Below are 20,795 nucleotides of genomic sequence, written 5' to 3' on the forward strand. Positions count from 1 at the left end.
TATACAACCTCCTACCCAACTATATAAGCAGTATACACGATCTATTTAAACAACATTTAAACGAAATACGGAATGAAGCAGGGCGAAATGTTATTTCGAACGCATCATCCAGCGCCGAATCCAGTTCGGCCGCTTGATTCGGTAATTATGAAAAGCAGCCACCTTCCATTCACCATCGATTTTGACCAGCACATTGGTATTGATGGATTGACGGGCTTTCGGCGGTTTTTTGTGGAATCGCAGTTGCACGACTCCGGTTGCATGGGCGATCACCAGCTCCGGTGTTATGAATCGTAATGACATATCTGTGTCCTGATTTATCAACTTGGAGCCACGAAGTACGCCATCCCATAGTTTTTGGTGTACGGTATGAATGGCCTGTCGTCCTTTAAGATGCTCACCGCTAAACGTCACATAGTCCGCATCCTCTGAGAAGCATTGTCCATAGGCCGCTCCGTCTCCTGCATCCCAAGTTTGTGCCAAACGGTTGAATAGGTCGTGAATCGCCATTCGATCCTCCAATTGACTGTTCATTGGCTTCTCTGCTTATCATGATCCTGTGGTATACTAAATGAAATTTAACGTAATCCATTCATTAACTTATTAAGTTGAATTAAATATCTTAACTAATTAAGATATTATTCATCATAACAGGAGTGTTCTGCCATGTCAACGGATCATAAGCCCGATATGCCCCAGATTAACAGGGCGTTAATCGAACAAATACGAGAGAACAGCGCACGTGCTGTCCTATTCCATCAAGCGATTGCCGATGAATACGGATTAAATGCAACGGATCATAAGTGCCTGATGTTCCTTAGCCAAGGTGAAGGTGAAGGCGTTACCGCAGGACAGCTTGCAGAATTGACGGGTCTTACGACAGGGGCGGTAACGAGTATCATCGATCGGCTCGAGAAGGCAGGATTCGCGAGGAGAGAGAAGGATCCGAATGACCGCCGTAAAGTCATTGTGCGAGCCATCCCGGAGCAGGTTGCACGGATTGGCGAACGCTTCCGTTCCATACAGGACAACACATTGAAATTGTTGTCCCGCTATTCCGAGCAGGAGCTCCAAGTGATCCTCGATTTCTTGCAAGCTTCGAACCAGATGTCGATGGATGAAATAGAGCGTATTCATGGTAAGGATTAATTATATCTACGGATCTCTGTTCGGTGCTATAATAGGAGGAATGAAATCAAGAAGTAGGTGCATCGTAAGAGATGATTGCTGATATTCTATCCTATATATCTGACGGCAACTGGGTGGAGCTGCTGGAGAAGTATCGCTCGCTTGGGCCGTTTCCCGGAATCTTCTTAACCTTTATGAAGTCTTTCATACCGCCACTGCCGACGATTGTCCTGGTTGGGGGAAATGCGGCTGTCTATGGGTTCTGGCTCGGATTCTTATATTCGTGGATTGGACTTGTGAGTGGCTGTGCTGTCACCTACCTGATCGTAGCCAAAATATCCGGCTCCAGATTCGCAAAACGCTGGACGTCGAAGCCGAAGGTTCAGCGGGGGATGCGCTGGGCACGGCAGAATGCATTTAGTTACGTGTTCTTACTTGGCATATTACCTGTAGGTCCGTTTGTCGCCGTCACCGTTGCCGCAGCAGCGGCACGTATGCCATTCCGATCGTTCCTCTTAGCCTGTGGAATGGGCAAAGCGATCATGGTCCTGATGGTCTCCTATATCGGTTATGACATGAGAAGGTTCATGGAGCGTCCGATAGAGCTGTTGTATGTCGTTCTCTTCATTGTGGCATCCTTATGGGTAAGCAAGCGGATTGAGAAGCGATTCGCGCGTGCAGAAGAAGCGATCGATACGACAACGGTGCCGTTGGATTCGATGAAATGATTGTATAGAAGAGGTGTTCTAACGCAGCATGGGTTTTTACTTGTGGATTGTTCCAGTTCTTTCATTCGTTCTTTTCCTGTGGTTCTATCTAAGAGACCCGAGAAGAACGGTAAATGGTTTTTTATTTAACATTTTCATCTGCTCGACGGGAATTGCGAGCATTATTGCAGCCTTTGCGTCCGATCAGACATTTCTCAAGATTCTCGCAATTATCCCGATCGTCCTGATCGTGATCATGCTGACTTTTGGCGTGTACGCTCTGGTCATCGTGTTATTCATTAATGCAAGAATCCTGATTCGCAAAGAAGGCCGGAAGTTTTCGAATTATCTCACGTTGCTCTTGGGCATTGGTATTTTACTATTTATCATTCTTACGATCATCCAGCCGATCCGCTATTTACCGAAGGAGATTCAAATCTTGTATCCCGGGGTTATGTTCATTTTCCTCTACTTCCTGGTGAATTTATTCAGTTTCCTATCGGCCTATTTCCTGTATCAGTTCAATAAACCGAGATTGGATCAAGATTTTATTATCGTTCTAGGGAGCGGTTTGATTCGTAATCAGGTTCCGCCATTGCTCGCGAATCGCATTCTTAAAGCGATTGAATTTTATCGCAAGCAGGAAGCTGTCGGATCGCCGCCAACCATCATTTTATCGGGTGGCAAAGGGTCGGATGAGAATCTGTCGGAAGCTGAAGCCATGCAAGCCTATGCCGTAGCGCAGGGCATTCCTGTAGAGCACACCATCAAAGAGGATCAATCAACGAATACCTATGAGAATATGCGGTTCTCCAAGAAGATCATGGACGATCTAAAAGGGGGCAGCTATAACAGCATTTTCTCGACGAACAGTTTCCATCTGTTCCGTGCCGGAATGTATGCTCGCCAAGCGGGGTTATCCAGCCAAGGGATTGGTGCGAAGACAGCGCTCTATTATTGGCCGAACGCGATGATTCGTGAATATATAGCTGTTGTGGTGATGAATCGCAAGCGCCATGGCATTGTCGTAGGGATTGTATTGGGATTATCCATGATAGGCGTAGGCCTTCAATATTATTTTGGTAAAGGTTAGACGAAGGATGACCAAAGAGGATGAGTAGTCGTGCGACGAAAGCACGCTGCTCGTCTTTTTTTTGTTGTGGCGAAGGTTAAGTGCTGCATGTCATTCTTGTTATCGCTAACACAGTGCATTGTAAAAGCCTGATTTTTCGCTGTTTTTGCGATTGGCCAAAATTGCGAATGGCGTAATGGCGCGGTTTCTGAGCAAGAATAACACATTGTAAGTATGTGGAAACGATCTTGTGAAAATGATGAAAACGTATACTGTAAGCGTTCGCAGGTACCGTCCAAAATGACATATTTACGGTCATTCCAATCCTCGGTATGTTGGTTGTAAGCGCTAGCAAGGTTCGATTCCAAGTATGGATGACGATGCTAACGACAACTATATTCATCAGGAAGGGGTGACACCTATGCAGAATACCAATGGGGCCTTAACGAGCAACACACTTCCAACATTAAAGTCGAAAGACAAAAAATTGTGGAAGCGGATTGTTCAGAACTGGGAACTCTATGTATTCATTGCACCAGCGTTTTTGTATTTCCTGATCTTCCATTATGGTCCGATGTACGGCATACAGATCGCATTTAAAAACTTCATTCCGACAAAAGGGATTCTCGGAAGCCCGTGGGTCGGGTTCGATCACTTCACTCGATTCTTTGACTCCTATTATTTCTGGGACTTGCTATGGAACACACTAAGCATCAGCTTGTATGAACTTGTGGTCGGCTTCCCGATCCCGATCATTCTGGCACTTGCTTTCAATGAAGTGAAGAACGGTTTCTTCAAGAAAATGGCTCAGACCGTCACGTATGCGCCGCACTTTATCTCCGTCGTCGTCATGGCAGGGATGATCATTACGTTCTTGTCGCCTTCAACAGGGCTGATTACACACGTTATTACATGGCTAGGCTTCGATGCACCGCAATTCTTAACCGATCCCAAATGGTTTAAGACGATGTATGTGTTATCCGGTGTCTGGCAGAGTGCAGGTTGGGGAACGATCATTTATTTGGCAGCGCTCTCAGGCGTTGATCCACAGCAGCATGAAGCGGCGATCATCGATGGAGCATCTCGTTTCCAACGTGTGATTCACATTAACATTCCGACCATTGTACCGACGATCATGATTCTTCTCATTCTGAATATCGGCAGTCTGCTCGGTGTTGGCTTCGAGAAAATCTTATTGCTACAGAATCCACTTAATATGGAAGCGTCCAATGTCATTTCGACATTCGTCTACAAATCAGGTCTTGTGGATGCGCAGTACAGTTTCTCGACAGCAGTCGGTTTGTTCAACTCCGTAATTAACGCTATTCTATTAATTACCGTCAACCAAATCGTACGTCGCAGCAGTGAGAACAGCTTGTGGTAGAAAAGAGGGGTGAGACTGATGGTTTCCGGTGTTAAAGAAACTAGACGGGACAAAGTATTTCTAATTTGCAACTATATCTATGTATTCCTTGCGTTTATTATTGTGTTCTATCCTGTCGTCTATATGCTTAGTGCCTCGATTAGTGATCCGAAGTATGTCGGGTCCGGTGAGATGTGGCTGTTGCCGAAAGGCATAACCTTTGAAGGATATAAGCGAGTATTTGAGAATTCAGCGATTTGGACAGGTTATGGGAATACCATTCTGTATACGGCTATAGGGACATTGGTTAACTTAGCGGTCACCTTGCCAGCTGCATATGCACTCAGCCGCAAAGACTTCGTAGGACGCAACTTCTTCATGGGGATGTTCATGGTGACGATGTTCTTCGGCGGTGGCTTGGTACCAAGTTATTTGCTCATCAAAGAACTAGGTATGGTGAACTCTATGTGGGCGCTCATTATTCCTTCCGCAGCATCCATCTGGAATATTATCGTGTCGCGAACCTTCTTCCAGTCTTCGATTCCGAAGGAACTGCAAGAAGCGGCACAGATCGATGGATGTACGAATATGCGGATGTTCGTTAAGATTATTCTGCCATTATCGACGCCGATTATCGCGGTTATGGCTTTATTCTATGGTGTAGGCCACTGGAACAGCTACTTCTCAGCGATGATCTATCTCAACGACGCGGCTAAATTTCCGCTCCAGCTTGTATTGCGTCAGATTCTCGTTCTTCAACAGATGGCGGCACAAGGCGGCGGCGCGATCGACTTAGCATCAGCATCTGCGATGAATAATAAGGCAGAGGTTGCGGCATTGATGAAATATTCCGTCATTATTGTTGCTACGTTACCGATTATCGCCGTTTATCCATTCTTACAGCGTTACTTTGTTCAGGGTGTCATGATCGGTTCCGTTAAGGGCTGATTTTTTGATCCATATATGAAAAGGGGAGAGTATGAACATGATGAAATTACGTAAAGCATCTGCCGTATTACTATGCCTCACACTCGCAACATCTTTGTTAGCTGCATGTGGTTCCTCCAAAGAAGGAGAGAGCGCAGCAGGCGGGAACACGTCTGAAGCGGCTAAAGATGTGAAGAAAGAGGGGTTTCCGATCGTAAGCCAGCCGCTTACACTTAAGATGATGTCGCAAGATGCTGGGCTTGCGGATTGGAATAAAATGCCTGTCCTACAAGAGATGGAGAAATTGACAGGCATTAAGATGGAGTATCAGCTTTCGCCGCTCGATAGCTACGAGACGAAGAAGAACCTCGTATTCGCGAGTGGTAACTTACCAGATGTTTTCTTCGCGGCAGATTTGAAGCCGGCGGAGCAAGTAACGTATGGTACACAAGGCGTTCTTATCCCGCTCGATCCATATATTGACGGTGGATATGCACCGAACTTGAAGAAAATTTTCGACGAGCATCCAGAAATCCGCAAGTCTTTCACGACACCGGATGGTCATATCTATGCGCTTCCGAACATCGACTTGTCTGCTGTGTGGTACCGTGGACCGATGTGGTATAACGGCAAGTTCTTGAAAAAGCTTGGTGTAACAGAACTGCCGAAGACAACAGATGAGCTATACACATACTTGAAACGTGTTAAAGACGAAGATGCGAATGGTAATGGCAAACAAGATGAAGTGCCTCTTGCATCGGTGAAGCTTGACGATCTACGGATGTACTTCCTCGGATTCTGGGGTATTTACGGTGAAGCCTACTATGCAGATAAAGAAGGCAAAGTACACTACACACCACAAGAAGAAGGTTACAAAGGCTATCTAACATTCATGAACAAATTGTGGAAAGATAACCTCTTAGACCACGAGACATTCTCGCAAACAGATGAGCAGAAAAAAGCAAAAGGCAAAAACAATCAAGTGGCATTGTTCAGTGATTACTTCCCGTACTTCACCCTTGGCGGCGAGCCGAGCGAAGACAACCCAATGATGACGCCAGTGAAGAGTGAAATTGCCGACTCTCCTGTATACGGTAAGCATCCAGGACTTTCGACAAGAGGTACATTTGCGATTACGAGCAGCAACCCGAATCCAGAAGCAACCATGCGTTGGGTAGATTATATCTACAGCTATGAAGGTGCTACATTGTTCTCGCAAGGTCCTGAGAACCTCTTATGGAAATACAAGAACAAAGATACGCATGAGAAAGAGTGGCTTCCAGTACCAGGCGGCGGCGATCGTGAAGAATACAAAGGTACGATTACACCGAACTATGCGATCTTGATTCCTGGTATGAATTCCAGCGAGCTTACAAAAGGTTTAAGAAGCACATTTGATGAATGGATCGACAAAGAGAACAAAGAGAAGCTGGTTCCAATTGCGAAATCTCCATTCCCGAACGTGTACCTAACAGATGCGGAGCAGACGGAAGCAACGGCATTGTTATCGGATCTGAACACATACGTGATCCAGATGGAAGCGAAATTCGTAACAGGTCAAGAACCGCTCTCGAACTGGGATAAATATGTAGCACAATTGAAGAAAATGGGCAGCGACCGTATCGTTGAACTGTATCAAGCGGCTCACGATCGTTAAGATCGAATCCCTATATAGCCTCAAACCAACAAATCCCGGTTATGCTAAGGCATACCGGGTGTTGGTCTATCAGCTATGTGAGTTCATCGGGAGGCAGTTCATCGCCCACCTGGGCCGGATCGGCATAGAGCTTCCGGTACTGTCCGGGTGTATAACCGGTCTCCTTCTTGAACTTGCGAATGAAGTTTGGTGTGTCGAGGTATCCGACACGCATGATGATATCTTTTAACGGATCATTGGTTGTCTTCAATTGGTGCTGAACTTCCTCCATTCGTTTCTGCCAGATATATTGGATGAAGTTGATACCCACCTTCTCCTTGAAGGAACGACTTAGATGTGAAGGCGAAATCGTATATTCGTAGGATACCGATTCAAGGCTAAGCGAATGGTCCATATAATGTTCATCAATATAACCGACAATCTGATCCATGAGAGAATGTTCTTCCTTCTGATGGTTCTGCTCGACCTCTGAACATATTTTGGCAGCGAGCACATGGAAATGACGCTCTAGTTCATCCAAGGAGCTCGACATCATATTGGAGGCTACCTCCTGCATGACATTGTGAATGCCAAGCTCGGACGCTGTTTTCAGCATGGTATTCAGAATATCATAGCAAATGCAGCGGGTGAGCAGCGCTGAATGCTCTGATGTAAGAAGGTCACGGATCGCTGTGCTAATAATCTGTTCTGCGACATCATAGCTTCCCTGCTTCAGACTCTGCGAGAGCTTCAGCAGGACGGCATTCGGTATTAAGAACGTATGGTCAGGTGACCCGGATAATTTCTCGAAATACGTAACTACGCCTTGTCCGGTATGAAGTTCTACGGCTGAACAAGCTTCAATAAAGGATTGGTTCAGTTGGTCCGGGCTGGCATAACAGGTTCCGACGCCAAGAGCAGGAATTTCTTCGAACATCTCGAGCATATGGCTGCGTACGGCTTCGACAATGTAGCGGACATGCTGTTCGCTGGCAAGAAGATTATCGTGGTCGAAGCTGACCATAAGTGCAATCTGATTCAGCTGGGGCAGCTCTACGCCATAAGCATGAGCAAGCAGCTGCGGGAATTCGATGCGAGTAAGCAGCTCGACCATGGCTTGTCGATCTTGAATTTCGCTCAGTTCCTCTTCGGGTACTTCCCAACCGAAGACCATCACGAAGTGGTTCGGCTGATCAAGCCGCAGGTCAAAGGCTTCCAGAATATCAGGTGTTAAGCTTCGAGCACTCCCATATTTCAATATGGTTGATAAGACATGGTTGCGTGCATAGGGCTCTTGCAAGTCAACGCGTGAGCTGTAGTCTTGCAATGTACTGCGAATATGCTCCAGTTCATTACCCGTCGAACGAACCGATCCTGATTTGGCACTTGCTAGGTTGACGAGTTCAGAGATTGGGTGATATTGTCTTCTCGCAAGGACATAGGCCATCGCAGCGCCAATGCTCAGGGTAATGAAGAATAACAAGATAATGAAGCTGCGAACATGGATAATGCTGCTGAAAAATTGATCGCTGGCCATGAGTGTTACGTAAGTCCAGCCGTTCTTATCGGATTTGACCGACACAATCGAATGCGACTGGTTGTTAATCTTCTGATCATGAATGCCGGGCTTCAGCTTGGTCAAGGATTGGGTATCTTGGACGGAGAGCTTCTCGCCCGTTCCATAATGCGTCAGGACCTGACCATTGTTGTCATAGATGTAAGTCAATCCTTGATAATTGCCGAGTACGGAACTGATTAGACTGGCGAACTCCGATTCGCGAATCAAGTAGAGCACGCTTCCATGCGGATTCGTACTATTCGGTGTAATCGGCACGGTATAGGCTAGCATGGACTCCTGCAAGTAGGTATTCCTGTTCACTGTATCTGCGGGATGCATCAATGGGAATCTCGCTGTATTCAGCTCTTCCATAAGATCCTTGTGCGACCAGTTCGTGAAGCCATAACGGGCTGCGAACACATCGAGCGTGGACATCCCTTGCGAAGAGTAGATTCGATCATCGTTATGATAATATAAGAAAACTTCCGAGATAATCGAACTGGTAGCTTTATAGTTATTCAGTGCCGATATCGCTTCCATGCTGTCATAAGGGTCATGGACACGATAAGGTGTCAGTCGTTGATCATAAGAGATTCGCGAAGAAATTTCGCTAAGCTCCTTGATTCTCCCGTCAATAACCGTCTTGGTCTGGGTTAATTGGTTGAGGTGTGATTGCTCAATCTCCGATTGAAGATTATTTACGGCATTGCGATATATGAATACGGTTGCAAAAAGTAGAGGAATGAGGAGAATAAGTAGATAGGATCCAATAAACTTCAAGAATAACTTCGATTTAAAATAATTCCGTTGCATGCCTTGGTGGCCTCCTCTAGTTGCGTCCTACAAAAGCTGATTGGTAGCCATCGAAGTACAGGGATGAAAGGTGAACCAATCTTCATTCTATTCTATGATACCAAAAATTTTAGGTTTTGAGATAGGGTGAAGAATAAATTCAGAAATTTGCAAGAAATTGAGGCGAATAGATCGCCAGTATGGAGGATTCGTATCGTATGAGTGAGAATCATGTAGAGGATCAAATTGTCGAGCAAGGTGTTCACAACTATAGCAGCGAAGAGGAGTGGGTGAAGCCTACCGATCCCCTGCTGCTCGAACGTCTGGAATGGTTCAAGGATCAGAAGCTTGGACTGATGATGCACTGGGGTCCATACTCACAGCTGGGTGTCGTTGAATCCTGGGCCTTGATTGACAAGGACAAAGAATGGTCCCGTAACGAGATTGACTGGGATGTGACGGACGAGGAGCTGAAGGAGCAGTATTTTGCGCTGAACAAGACGTTTAACCCTATTCGCTTCCAACCGGAGCTCTGGGCTGAACTCGCTGCAGACAACGGCTTCAAATACTTGAACTTCACGACCAAGCATCATGACGGCTTCTGCATGTGGGATACAGAGACGACGGATTACAGCATTACGGATCCGAGTTGTCCGTTCAATACACACAAATATGCAGACATTTGCCAGCATCTGTTCGATGCGTTCCGTGCCAAAGGGCTTGCGATTTCCGCTTATTTCTCAAAGGCCGATTGGAACACGCCGACGTATTGGGCGCCGGGCATGGAGCGAAGCGATTTTACGACGCGCGGTCCTTCCTATGATCCGAAGGATTATCCGGAACTCTGGGAAGCATTCGTTCAATTCACGCATGAACAGATTATGGAGCTCATGACGCGTTACGGCCGAATTGATATGCTCTGGTTGGATGCGGGTTGGGTCTGTGAACGGAGCGGACAAGACATTCGCTTGGGTGAAGTGGTCGAACGTGCGCGTGAAATCCAGCCTTGGCTGCTCTCAGCTGACCGCACGGTAGGCGGACCCTACGAGAATTTGATTACGCCGGAGCAGACGCTTCCTGAACGTCCGCTGAACGTGCCGTGGGAGAGCTGCATAACGATGGGAAGTGCCTTCTCCTTCCGCTATGAAGATACGTACAAGCCTGTACGTCAATTGATCCATCTGCTCGTGGAAATTGTTGCGAAGGGCGGCAACTTGGCGCTTAACGTGGCACCGCAGCCGGATGGCAGATTGTCGAAGACAGCGATCTCACGCATCAAGGGTATGGGAGATTGGCTCAAGGTCCATGGTGAAGCGATTTACGGCACACGCACGTGCGCGCCTTATTCGGTAGGCAGCTACCAGTTCACGCAAAAGGGCGACACGACATATGCGTTCTATTTATACAAAGATGAGCAAGAGAAAGTTACTGAAGAAATGCATCTGCCGATTCAGCTCGAATCGGATAAGCGGATTGATCTGATTGGCGTTCAGGACAACTTGACCTATCGCCGGACAGAGCAAGGCGTCGCGATTCGTATGCCGAAGGTGGAGCAGCAAGATAAGGCACCGATTGCACATGTATTCCGAATTCAATAATTGAGAGGGGTAAGGAGAAATGCAAAAGTGGTTTGAGGATGCGAAGCTTGGGATTTTTATTCATTATGGGATTTATGCGGTAGATGGTGTGTCAGAATCCTGGTCGTTCTATAACGGACGGATTACGCACGAACAATATATGAAGCAACTAGACGGGTTCACGGCGTCGAAATTCGATGCGGAGAAGTGGGCGGATCTGTTCGAGAAGGCAGGCGCGAAATACGCGGTGCTAACGACGAAGCACCATGATGGTGTTGCACTCTGGGACACGCAGTACAGCGACTTGAACGTGGTGAAAAAGACCCCTGCGAAGCGCGACCTGATTAAGGAGTACGCGGATGCGATTACGAAAAAGGGTATTCGTCTCGGGATGTACTATTCCTTGATCGATTGGTCCCACCCGGACTATCCGAGCGTGTTCGAAGGCGGCAAGGTGCCGGAAGATCTAAGCAAAGTGAACAAACATTCAAGTCCGGTTGACGGCATTCAGGATGAGGAGAAATGGCAGAAGTTCTTGGAATTCAACAATAACCAGTTGCGTGAAATTCTCACGAACTATGGTAAGGTCGATTTGCTCTGGTTCGATGGAGACTGGGAGCGCAGCGCGGAGCAATGGAATTTGCCGGCGTTCAAAGATTACTTGCTGTCTTTCAACCCGGATCTGATCATTAACTCACGCCTTCAAGGACACGGGGATTACAAGACACCTGAGCAGGGAATTCCGATTACGCGTCCCGAAGGTCCGTGGGAGTTCTGTACGACGATTAACAGCTCATGGGGTTATCAGCATGCAGATGATAATTACAAATCGCTGAACCAGATCATTCGGATGTTCTGTGATTGTATCTCGATGGGCGGCAATATGCTGCTCGATATTGGACCGCTGGAGGACGGAACGGTCGATCCGCGTCAAGAAGCGATTCTGCTTGGCCTTGGCGATTGGATTCGTGCGCACGAAGAAGCTGTATTCGGTACCGACGAGGGCATTATGACGCGTTACTATTTGGGCGGAAGTACGATTTCGAAGGACAGAAAGACGCTCTACCTCTTCGTCTACGACGATCCAAAAGAGAATATCTGCCTAAAAGGCCTTTGCAATAAAATCCGTAAAGCTACGGTATTGCACTCGGGCAAAGAGCTGACGCATGAGATCCAAGGCGGCGTGCCATGGTTCAACATTCCGGGCACGACTTGGATTCACATGACACCGGAAGATACGCACGAGCAGGTGACGGTCGTGAAGCTCGAATTCGACGAGGAAATCGAGATGTATGGCGGATCCGGCGCGGTTGTAACACACAATTAGTTCATCGATCGTGTCTATGATTCCTAAGGAGGAAGAGCCATGAAAATCGGATTAAGCTCATATAGTTTGCTCAATGTGTTAAAGACGGGCGATATGACCATTCTTGATGCCATCCAGTGGATTGCGGATAACGGCGGAGAGCATATGGAGATTGTTCCGTACGGTTATACCCTGGTTGATAACCTGGAGCTAGCGGATGCTGTTCGGGAGAAAGCGAAGGAAGTCGGCATTGATCTGTCTAACTATTCGATGCCGGCTAATTTCGTGCAAGAGACGGATGAATTATTCGATGAGGAGATTGCCCGGGTTAAGCAGCACGTCGATCTTGTACACCGACTTGGCATGAAGCATATGCGGCATGATGTGACCGCATTTACAATTCCGCAAGAGAAGATGACCATTGCGTGGTTCGAGAAGAATCTGCATCTGATGGTGAAGGGCAGTCAGCTCATTGCCGATTACGCAATGCAGTACGGCATTACGACGACGATTGAGAATCACGGCTTTAGTGTGCAGGCTAGCGACCGGGTACAGCGTGTCTTGCACGCCGTGGACCGTCCGAATTTCAAGACGACGCTTGATATCGGAAATTTCATGTGTGTGGACGAGCATCCGATTATCGGCGTCAAGAAGAACTTGCCTTACGCATCGCTTGTGCATTTCAAGGACTTCTATTTCCGTCCATATGATCAGCACCCGGGTGATGGCGATTGGTTCTTGACTGCGCATGGGAACTATTTACGCGGAGCTATTGTTGGACAGGGGGATGTCGAGATTCGCAAAATCGTCAAGCTGATTAAGGAATCCGGCTACGACGGATACATTACGATTGAATTTGAAGGGATGGAAGAATGTAAATCGGCCTCCCGCATTGCAATGGACAACTTACGCCGCTTTTGGGAAGAATGCACCCTTTAAGCTAGGTGAATAAAGGAGTTAAAAGATATGGAACAATTCAGATTACCGAAAATTCCGATGCCGCAGCTGCCGCTGCCGAAATCGATTCAAGCGGTGCTGCAAGAAGCGGAAGAGAAGCTGGCACATCGCCCGAAGCTCTTGCAATTATTCAAGAACTGCTTCCCGAATACACTAGAGACGACAACGAAATTGATGGATGACGGTACGACGTTCATCATTACGGGCGACATTCCGGCTTCATGGTTGCGTGACTCTGTGGAGCAAGTGATCCACTATGTACCGTTCGCGAAGGAAGACAAGGATTTACAGCGCATCTTGAGCGGCTTGATCAAGCGCCATATCAACTACATTCATATTGATCCGTATGCGAATGCATTCAATGAGTCAGCGAATGACTGGCACTGGAACAAAGCAGACATCACGGAAATGTCCCCTTGGGTGTGGGAGCGCAAGTTCGAGATCGACTCACTCTGCTTCTCGATGAGACTTGCTTATATGTACTGGAAAGAGACCGAACTGACAGACATCTTCGATGCAGGCTTCAAGTCGGCGATGCGTAAAATCTATGACTTGTTCAAGACGGAACAGCGTCATTTCGAACTGTCGCCTTACCGTTTCACGCGGGATAACGGTATTCCAGAGGATTCCCTGCGCAATAACGGATTAGGCATGCCGGTGAACTATACGGGTATGGTATGGTCCGGCTTCCGTTCCAGCGACGATGCGTGCGATTTCCATTACAACATTCCGGGGAACATGTTCGCGGTTGTTGCCCTTCGCCATATGCAAGAATTCGCAGAATGGGTATTCCGTGATATGGACTTCTTGAAAGAACTGAAAGATCTGGAGAAGGATATCAACCACGGGATTCAATTGTACGGGATCTACCGTCATCCCGAGTTTGGACCGATCTACGCCTATGAGACAGACGGTTTCGGGAACTACTGCCTGATGGACGACGCAGGTACACCGGGCTTAATGTCGATTCCTTACCTGGGGTATGTTGGTGCGGATGATCCAATCTATCAGAATACAAGAAGATTTGCACTCTCCAAAGAGAACCCATTCTACTTCGAAGGGAAAGCGGCCAAAGGCATCGGCAGCCCGCATACACCGGAGGGCTACATCTGGCACATGGCGCTCTCTATGCAGGGCATTACGGCAACAACGAAGGAAGAGAAGCTTGAGATGATCGCGATGCTTGAGAGCACGGATGCCGACACAGGCTTCATGCACGAAGGATTCCACTCGGATGATCCGAGCGTTTTCACACGCAAATGGTTCGCATGGTCGAACAGTTTGTTCTCACAGCTTGTATACCAAGGGATGCAAGAAGGCTTGCTCGACGGGAGGGAATAATCCATGAATTATAGCGGAGTACCAGAGCCGAATATTACCTACGATCCGAAACATTATATGTGCAGACGTGCGGCGGGGCCGCTCGTCTTGGACGGTCGCGTCGACAAGCCATTCTGGGCGGCAGCGGACTGGACCGATGATTTCGTCGATATCGAAGGCGATCTTCGTCCAAGACCGTGGAAGCAGACGCGCGTGAAGATGCTGTGGGATGATGAATATTTCTATTTTGCAGCGGATATGGTAGAAGATCAGATTTGGGCGACGTTGACGGAGCGGGATTCGGTCATTTTCTACGATAATGACTTCGAGATCTTCATTGATCCAGACGGCGATACGCATCAATATTACGAATTCGAGATCAACGCGCTGAATACGGTGTGGGATCTCTTGCTCGTCAAGCCATATCGCGATGGCGGCCCGCCGGTGAATGGTTGGGATATTAACGGACTGAAAACCGCGGTATACATTGATGGCGAATTGAACAACCCAGCTGCGGAGAACCGGAGATGGAGCGTTGAAGTGGCGATTCCTTGGAAGAGCCTGAAGGAATGCGCGCCGGGAGGCCGCGGACCGCTCGCGGGCGAGTTCTGGCGCGTGAACTTCTCTCGCGTCGAATGGCGTACCGAAGTTGTGGACGGCGAGTACCGCAAAGTGATCAACCCGGAGACGGGCAAATCCTATCCGGAAGACAACTGGGTATGGTCCCCGATGGGGCTTATCAATATGCACTATCCGGAGCTGTGGGGATATGTCGTTTTCACGGACGAAAATGGTCCAACCACGTTCGAGATTCCGCAGGATGAGCACATCAAGTGGGAGCTGCGGAGATTGTATTACCGGGAGCGCAATTATTACGAGAGCCATGGCGCCTTTACAGCCGATGTGAAGCTGCTCATGGGTGAGGATGCATGGCGTATTCAACCGACGATTGAGCTTACGAGCCGAATGTTCCAGATTTCTACGCCTTCATCGGATGGAAGCGCAACGTTCTACATCCGTGAGGATGGGAAGCTCTGGAGAGAGAATGGAGGAAAATAAACGTATGGAACAGCAATACATTGTAGCAGGCTACGCCGCGGATGCGAAGCTTCCGGAGATGACGAAGGAAGACTTGAATAAATTGACGCACTTGAATGTCGCATTTGGACATGTGCGGAATGATGCCATTACGATCGAACAATTAAAAAATGCGGATGTACTGCGGAAGATCAAGCAGGAGCATCCATCGCTGAACATTATTCTATCCGTAGGCGGATGGAGTGCGGGCGGCTTCTCGGAAGCCGCTTCGACGGAAGCGGGCAGACAAAAGATGGCGAAGTCGGCGGTTCAGCTCTTAACGGATTTGCCGCTCGACGGCATTGACCTGGACTGGGAATATCCTTGCTATGGCGAGGCAGAGATTCATTCCAGCCCAGAAGATAAGACGAACTTTACACTATTATTGAAAGAAATGCGTGAAGCAATTGACCGCAAGGGTGCGCAGGATGGACGCCATTACTTGTTATCCATTGCTGCAGGAGCAGATCAGTATTATATCGATGGTACGGAGATGGATCAGGTGCAGCAGTACCTCGATTTCGTGCAATTGATGACTTACGATATGCGCGGCGGGTTCCAAGTCTTGACGGGCCACCATACAAATCTGTATACACCAACAGGCGATCTGTTCCGGATCAGTACGGAAGCTTCGGTGAACATGTTCATTAAGGCAGGCGTTCCGCGTGAGAAAATCGTTATCGGCGCGGCGTTCTACTCCCGTCTATGGAAACAGGTTCCGGCTCGGAATAACGGTCTGCATCAAATGGCTGGTACGACAGGCGGTTATGGACCAGACTTCACGGCGCTGGCTGCAGAATATATCGACAAGAATGGATTCAAGCGTTACTGGGATGAGGAAGCATGTGCGCCGTACTTGTTCAATGGCAACACATTCATCTCCTATGAAGACGAGGAGTCCATTGCGCACAAGTGCAAGTATGTGAAGAACAACAACTTGGGCGGCATGATGTTCTGGGAGTACGGTTGCGACGCAACGCATCGTCTGCTGCATGCTATTCATGAGGGTATGAAATAAGTAGAATTGGAAAAGTAGCTAGTGAGTGATATAACCTTGTCATGTTCGCGTATAGGGAGCTGGATAGCCTGCCTCGCGCGAATGTGACAAGGTTTTTGTATGTTGATACAGGATTGCTCCCGACCACCCCTTTGCCAACCCTGAGGCCTATCAGTAGGGTTATGATGGATATTTGCATTAACTTTGGCTCGGAATGACGAATTACATGCGCTATGTTGGATTCCATCCACTTTTTTGGGGGGCAATGAGCCCTAATGCGTCGATTCTGGCGATCTATGCTGCGAAATTCCAACATAGGTTAGCTACATAGCCGATATCGGCTTTGTATCCTGTATAGAATCCAACATAGGGCAAAGTGGGAGTTCGTTGGCGCGTCCGATTTATACACTATGGAACATGCTTGGGTTAAGGTAGAATAGTTAGTATAGTTTGCGCCTATCCTTATGCCGCTTAGGCTGGCAGAAGAGAGTAGGCCTGCAATGTGGAGGAATCATCATGAGTGAATTATCAATTATTGAATCTACACCGTCCCCCGTGACGGTTGCGTCATTATCACAAGATTTGATTCGCCTCGGCGTACAGGAAGGAGATGTCTTACTGGTTCATTCCTCATTGTCCAGCATGGGTTGGGTCTGTGGGGGCGCACATGCCGTTATTCTTGCGCTGCAGGAGGTGCTCGGGCCGTCAGGAACGCTAATCATGCCTGCGCATAGCGGTCAAATCTCGGATCCTGCGGCGTGGGAGAATCCTCCTGTGCCAAAGGGATGGATGGAGGAGATCTACGCTCATATGCCAGCCTTTGATCCGGGAATCACCCCGACTCTCGGGATGGGGGCCATTGCCGAACTATTTCGGACGATACCAGGCACACTGCGCTCGAGTCATCCGCAAGTTTCTTTCTCGGCGCGAGGGCCTTTAGCCAAGGGAATCACCGAGGATCATCCATTGACGCCGCAGTTCGGAACGGCTTCGCCGCTCGGTAAGCTCGTGGCGTATAACGCTAAAATTCTTCTTCTCGGCATCGGCTTCGACTCCTGCACGATACTTCACTTGGCGGAGGCGCTGCATCCAGCCATGCCAAGGAAGGAGATGGGTGCAGCGATCATGGAGGAAGGACAGCGCATATGGAAGTGGTTCGAAGACTATGACTATGATTCGGATGACTTTGCGCAGCTCGGTGCGGATTATGAAGCAGCAGGCGGTGAAGTCGCGAATGGGAAGGTTGCGAACGCGGATTGCAAGCTGTTGTCGGCAAATCCGGCTGTGGCGTTCGCATTTGAGTGGCTCTCGAAGCATCGGTTCTCGGAGAGTTAGATTTGACATTGAAATCCCCTATGATTTTGCCCGCCAGCATCATAGGGGATTTGATTTGTCTGCATGATCTCTTCGTGTTAAGGGTTTGTCCCTGTAATCAAATTCTCGCTATTGTGCAATTAGATCGTAACTTCAATCCCTACACCCATCTCCAGCGCTTTACGGTAAATCATCTGTGCGGTTACTACATCTAGCACTGCAGTGCCTACGGTTTTGAAGAGCGTGATGTCTTCCTCGCGTTCACGGCCCTTTATCTGACCAAGCAGTACTTGTCCTAATTCACCCGCGATATCCTGCCGGTTTATGATTCCTTTTTCCAACGGGATGATTATATCACCTGCCTCAGCCAAAACCCCTTCAATCGTATCGAAAATGATCGTATCCGCGCGCTTAACAATTTCCTCCGGCAGCTCCTGCATTTGTGGTGTATAGGCGCCAACGCCGTTAATGTGAGCGCCTGCCTTTATGCGTGTGCCGTCAAATACCGGACGTGGCGACGTCGTTACTGCCGTAACAATGTCTGCGTTCGAAAGCGCTGCGTTCAGATCCTCAGCAACTACGATCCGGGTATGGAAAGTGTCTGCAAATTGATTCCGCATCTGATCTGTAAAAGCGCGTGCCCGGTCGATATTTACGTCATATACGCGAACCTCCTCCAGTTCCCGTACATTCAGCATGGCCTCCAATTGCGTGCCGGCTTGTCCGCCTGTACCAATGAGCACCGCGGTCTTAGCATCCTTACGGGCGAGAAGGTCGGTTGCCGCACCTTGCACGGCGCCCGTTCTCAGCTGTGTTAAATATGTTCCGTCTATGATGGAGCAGACTTCGCCAGTCTTACCGTCGAGCACAATCATTTGAGCCGGAACCGACGATTTGCCGAGTTCAATATTGTTCGGAAACACCGACACGATTTTAATCCCTGCAGCCTCCAGCGGTTCCACGAAAGCCGGCATGAAGAGGCTCTGTCCTTGCTGTTTCGGCATATCAATATTGACGCGGAGTGGTACATTGCAGCTACCTGCAGAATACATGTTCAGCGCCAGTTTGGCAGCTTCAATCGCTTCCTTCATCGTAAATATCTGTTTTGTATGTTCTTTGGATATCATCAGCATGGTAAGCACCTCGTAGTAAGTATTTTAAATTTGACAGTAAGCCGCTTTTTAAGCCGTCGCTTCCTGCAGATGTTCCTCTTTTTTTCTGAACTCGGCAATAAGCATGCTTACGCCGCTATAAAGAAGTATTGCGGCAACGATCCATTGGAGCATCGATACGTCTAGGCCTTTGACAAGGTATACAGCAACCAGCACCCCAATCACACCAAAGGTCGAAGTGAACAGCGTAATTTTGCGGCTGTATTCACCATATTTAATGAATTGCATGCTGCCGATCGGCACGGAGAAGGTAGCCGCACCCATCATGATTGGAAATGCAATAGCAGGATTCAGACCCAAGGCGTACACGGTTACCATCGTTAGAGCATACGAGCCGATGCCAATATTGTTAAGCGCTCCATAGATGAACAGACAGACCGCCGCGATAACGAGCTTCGAACCGGTTAAGCCGGTCGCTGTTCCGCCCGAAGGGATGAGGCCGAATTTACCTGCTAGGATGAAGAAGGTAGCGATGACCAGCCCAGCTCCGATAAATCTGCGGATCACAGTCGGCGACAATTTCACGACAAACCGTGGTCCAATATATGCCCCGATAATTTGAGCGATGATACACACAGCCAATGTGAGTATATCTACATTAATTACTGTAATGAAGGCCAGCGCCATGACAGCGACGGGAATCACACACTGCGTATTTAACGTTCCCGGCAGCTTCTTGTCCGTTACCAGCTTTGTTTTTCGATAGAAAATCGACGAAATCGCAAAGTCTGAGACACCGAAGGTTGAGAAGAAGAAAATAACAGTCGATGAGATTGCTAGCATAAAGCCATTTCCAGGCTCTTTCCGGATTTCTTCCTTATGCTTGATGACGTCAAAGACGAAGCGGAAAGCAAAAATAACATTAATGATGACGATTAGCGTTATTATGATAGCTGTTGCTGACATAAGGTTCAGCCTTCTTTCTTATCGTTATGGTCATGGGGTTTGAATATACTTCGTATTCCTTGTAACTCCTTGCCGAACTGCTTTCTCGCATCTTCATCGAGGGCATCAATTAGCTTGAGGCAGTAAGCATCGTGGCTAATGTTTTCCTTAGTCAGGAATACCATCGGGAGACTTTGAGTCCAGATCACTTCGGCATTCTTATCATTCTGAATGTGTCCAAAGAGTACTTCTTTGGAATCAATTACAAGGTTAATCCATCTGCCGCCGCTCTCTTCGAGCTTCGCCTCTTCAAATCCATGTCTGTAGTAATAATGAAGCGGTACATCATAATCATGGTCTGTGCTGTACAGAATGATGACAGTTTGCTCAAGTCTTTTCTCCACAGCCTGCAGCTCTTCGAGAATATAAGGTAAATCTTCTCTCCACACTTGGATGTAAACGTCTGATTTCGCTTCCTCCAGCAAATGCCGGCATTTATTGAAAATATTGCTGTACCCGCGTATGTACCATAATGTCTCCAGATCCATCGTCTGGTTATAGCTTGTCAGCTCTTTCTGAACTTCGGCCAGATCCTCTTCGACGTTAGTTCTGATGTTGTTGATCAATTCCTCGATGGGAACGGCACTGTAATTTACCGGATTGGTCTGCTTGGATACGACAGCGCAACCCTTCTCCATAAGTATTTCTAACGTGTTGTACACCTTGGAGCGGGGGACGGAGGACCATTTGCTAATCTCGTATCCCGTGCCCACGCCATTTTTCAATAGGGCAATATACACCTTCGTTTCGGACTCCGTGAAGTGGAACAATTTTAGCAACTGAATGACTCTCTCCAAGCGAGCCCCCTCCTTTTCAAAATACAACTTTATTTGTGATTTAATTCACATGATTATTGATGACTTTTGATAGTAGCTACCCTCAAGAACTACTATATAGCATTCAGACGACTTTGTACATATTTTCACAAACAAATTCACGAGTTAGAC

General features: G+C 47.9%; 18 protein-coding genes. 13 read left to right on the plus strand and 5 right to left on the minus strand.

Annotated elements, in window-relative coordinates:
- Positions 1-90 precede the first annotated feature (90 nt).
- Entirely contained in the window at positions 91-534 is a 444-nt protein-coding gene (locus tag C558_RS0101605; protein ID WP_026263674.1) for an SgcJ/EcaC family oxidoreductase, read from the minus strand.
- Positions 535-666: 132 nt separating this feature from the next.
- On the opposite strand from C558_RS0101605, the gene C558_RS0101610 reads away from it, so the two are divergent.
- The 6 genes from C558_RS0101610 to C558_RS0101635 all read left to right on the plus strand — a co-directional run bounded on the left by C558_RS0101610 (position 667) and on the right by C558_RS0101635 (position 6,854).
- Positions 667-1,149 (plus strand): MarR family winged helix-turn-helix transcriptional regulator, encoded by a 483-nt coding sequence (locus tag C558_RS0101610; protein ID WP_018754463.1) that lies wholly within the window; start codon positions 667-669, stop codon positions 1,147-1,149.
- A gap of 71 nt (positions 1,150-1,220) precedes the next feature.
- A complete protein-coding gene (locus tag C558_RS0101615; protein WP_018754464.1) occupies positions 1,221-1,856 on the plus strand; it encodes a TVP38/TMEM64 family protein in 636 nt (211 codons plus the stop codon).
- Between the two features lie 28 nt (positions 1,857-1,884).
- Complete coding sequence (locus C558_RS0101620; protein WP_018754465.1) at positions 1,885-2,928, plus strand: YdcF family protein; 1,044 nt, start codon at positions 1,885-1,887, stop codon at positions 2,926-2,928.
- Positions 2,929-3,328: 400 nt separating this feature from the next.
- Positions 3,329-4,291 (plus strand): ABC transporter permease, encoded by a 963-nt coding sequence (locus C558_RS0101625; protein WP_018754466.1) that lies wholly within the window; start codon positions 3,329-3,331, stop codon positions 4,289-4,291.
- 18 nt (positions 4,292-4,309) lie between these two features.
- Positions 4,310-5,218, plus strand: a complete 909-nt coding sequence (locus tag C558_RS0101630; RefSeq protein WP_018754467.1) for a carbohydrate ABC transporter permease — start codon at positions 4,310-4,312, stop codon at positions 5,216-5,218.
- 37 nt (positions 5,219-5,255) lie between these two features.
- The gene (locus tag C558_RS0101635) at positions 5,256-6,854 is read left to right on the plus strand and encodes an extracellular solute-binding protein (RefSeq protein WP_018754468.1); all 1,599 of its coding nucleotides are present in this window, start codon (positions 5,256-5,258) and stop codon (positions 6,852-6,854) included.
- 73 nt (positions 6,855-6,927) lie between these two features.
- On the opposite strand, the gene C558_RS0101640 is transcribed toward C558_RS0101635, so the two are convergent.
- Positions 6,928-9,204 carry a helix-turn-helix domain-containing protein gene (locus tag C558_RS0101640; protein WP_018754469.1) on the minus strand — a complete coding sequence of 759 codons (2,277 nt, stop codon included), beginning with the start codon at positions 9,202-9,204 and terminating at the stop codon, positions 6,928-6,930.
- Positions 9,205-9,401: 197 nt separating this feature from the next.
- On the opposite strand from C558_RS0101640, the gene C558_RS0101645 reads away from it, so the two are divergent.
- From C558_RS0101645 to C558_RS0101675, 7 genes are all read left to right on the plus strand, one after another.
- Positions 9,402-10,781, plus strand: coding sequence for an alpha-L-fucosidase (locus tag C558_RS0101645; protein WP_018754470.1), 1,380 nt, complete (start codon positions 9,402-9,404; stop codon positions 10,779-10,781).
- A gap of 19 nt (positions 10,782-10,800) precedes the next feature.
- The gene (locus C558_RS0101650) at positions 10,801-12,087 is read left to right on the plus strand and encodes an alpha-L-fucosidase (RefSeq protein ID WP_018754471.1); all 1,287 of its coding nucleotides are present in this window, start codon (positions 10,801-10,803) and stop codon (positions 12,085-12,087) included.
- A 39-nt stretch (positions 12,088-12,126) separates the two neighbouring features.
- Positions 12,127-13,005: a sugar phosphate isomerase/epimerase family protein gene (locus C558_RS0101655; protein ID WP_018754472.1), complete on the plus strand. Its 879-nt coding sequence runs from the start codon at positions 12,127-12,129 to the stop codon at positions 13,003-13,005.
- Between the two features lie 27 nt (positions 13,006-13,032).
- Positions 13,033-14,364, plus strand: coding sequence for a glycoside hydrolase family 125 protein (locus tag C558_RS0101660; RefSeq protein WP_018754473.1), 1,332 nt, complete (start codon positions 13,033-13,035; stop codon positions 14,362-14,364).
- 3 nt (positions 14,365-14,367) lie between these two features.
- A complete protein-coding gene (locus C558_RS0101665; protein WP_018754474.1) occupies positions 14,368-15,402 on the plus strand; it encodes a carbohydrate-binding family 9-like protein in 1,035 nt (344 codons plus the stop codon).
- A gap of 4 nt (positions 15,403-15,406) precedes the next feature.
- The gene (locus C558_RS0101670) at positions 15,407-16,438 is read left to right on the plus strand and encodes a glycoside hydrolase family 18 protein (protein WP_018754475.1); all 1,032 of its coding nucleotides are present in this window, start codon (positions 15,407-15,409) and stop codon (positions 16,436-16,438) included.
- Positions 16,439-16,933: 495 nt separating this feature from the next.
- Positions 16,934-17,752, plus strand: coding sequence for an AAC(3) family N-acetyltransferase (locus C558_RS0101675; protein WP_018754476.1), 819 nt, complete (start codon positions 16,934-16,936; stop codon positions 17,750-17,752).
- 119 nt (positions 17,753-17,871) lie between these two features.
- On the opposite strand, the gene C558_RS0101680 is transcribed toward C558_RS0101675, so the two are convergent.
- Genes C558_RS0101680 through C558_RS0101690 form a run of 3 tightly spaced genes read right to left on the minus strand, consistent with a single transcriptional unit; the run spans position 17,872 to position 20,645 of the window.
- Complete coding sequence (locus C558_RS0101680) at positions 17,872-18,864, minus strand: ornithine cyclodeaminase family protein (protein ID WP_018754477.1); 993 nt, start codon at positions 18,862-18,864, stop codon at positions 17,872-17,874.
- 48 nt (positions 18,865-18,912) lie between these two features.
- Entirely contained in the window at positions 18,913-19,809 is an 897-nt protein-coding gene (locus tag C558_RS0101685) for a sulfite exporter TauE/SafE family protein (protein ID WP_018754478.1), read from the minus strand.
- A gap of 5 nt (positions 19,810-19,814) precedes the next feature.
- Positions 19,815-20,645, minus strand: coding sequence for a TrmB family transcriptional regulator (locus tag C558_RS0101690; RefSeq protein WP_018754479.1), 831 nt, complete (start codon positions 20,643-20,645; stop codon positions 19,815-19,817).
- Positions 20,646-20,795 lie beyond the last annotated feature (150 nt).

The organism is Paenibacillus terrigena DSM 21567 (genome assembly GCF_000374845.1).
Taxonomy (GTDB): domain Bacteria; phylum Bacillota; class Bacilli; order Paenibacillales; family Paenibacillaceae; genus Paenibacillus_K; species Paenibacillus_K terrigena.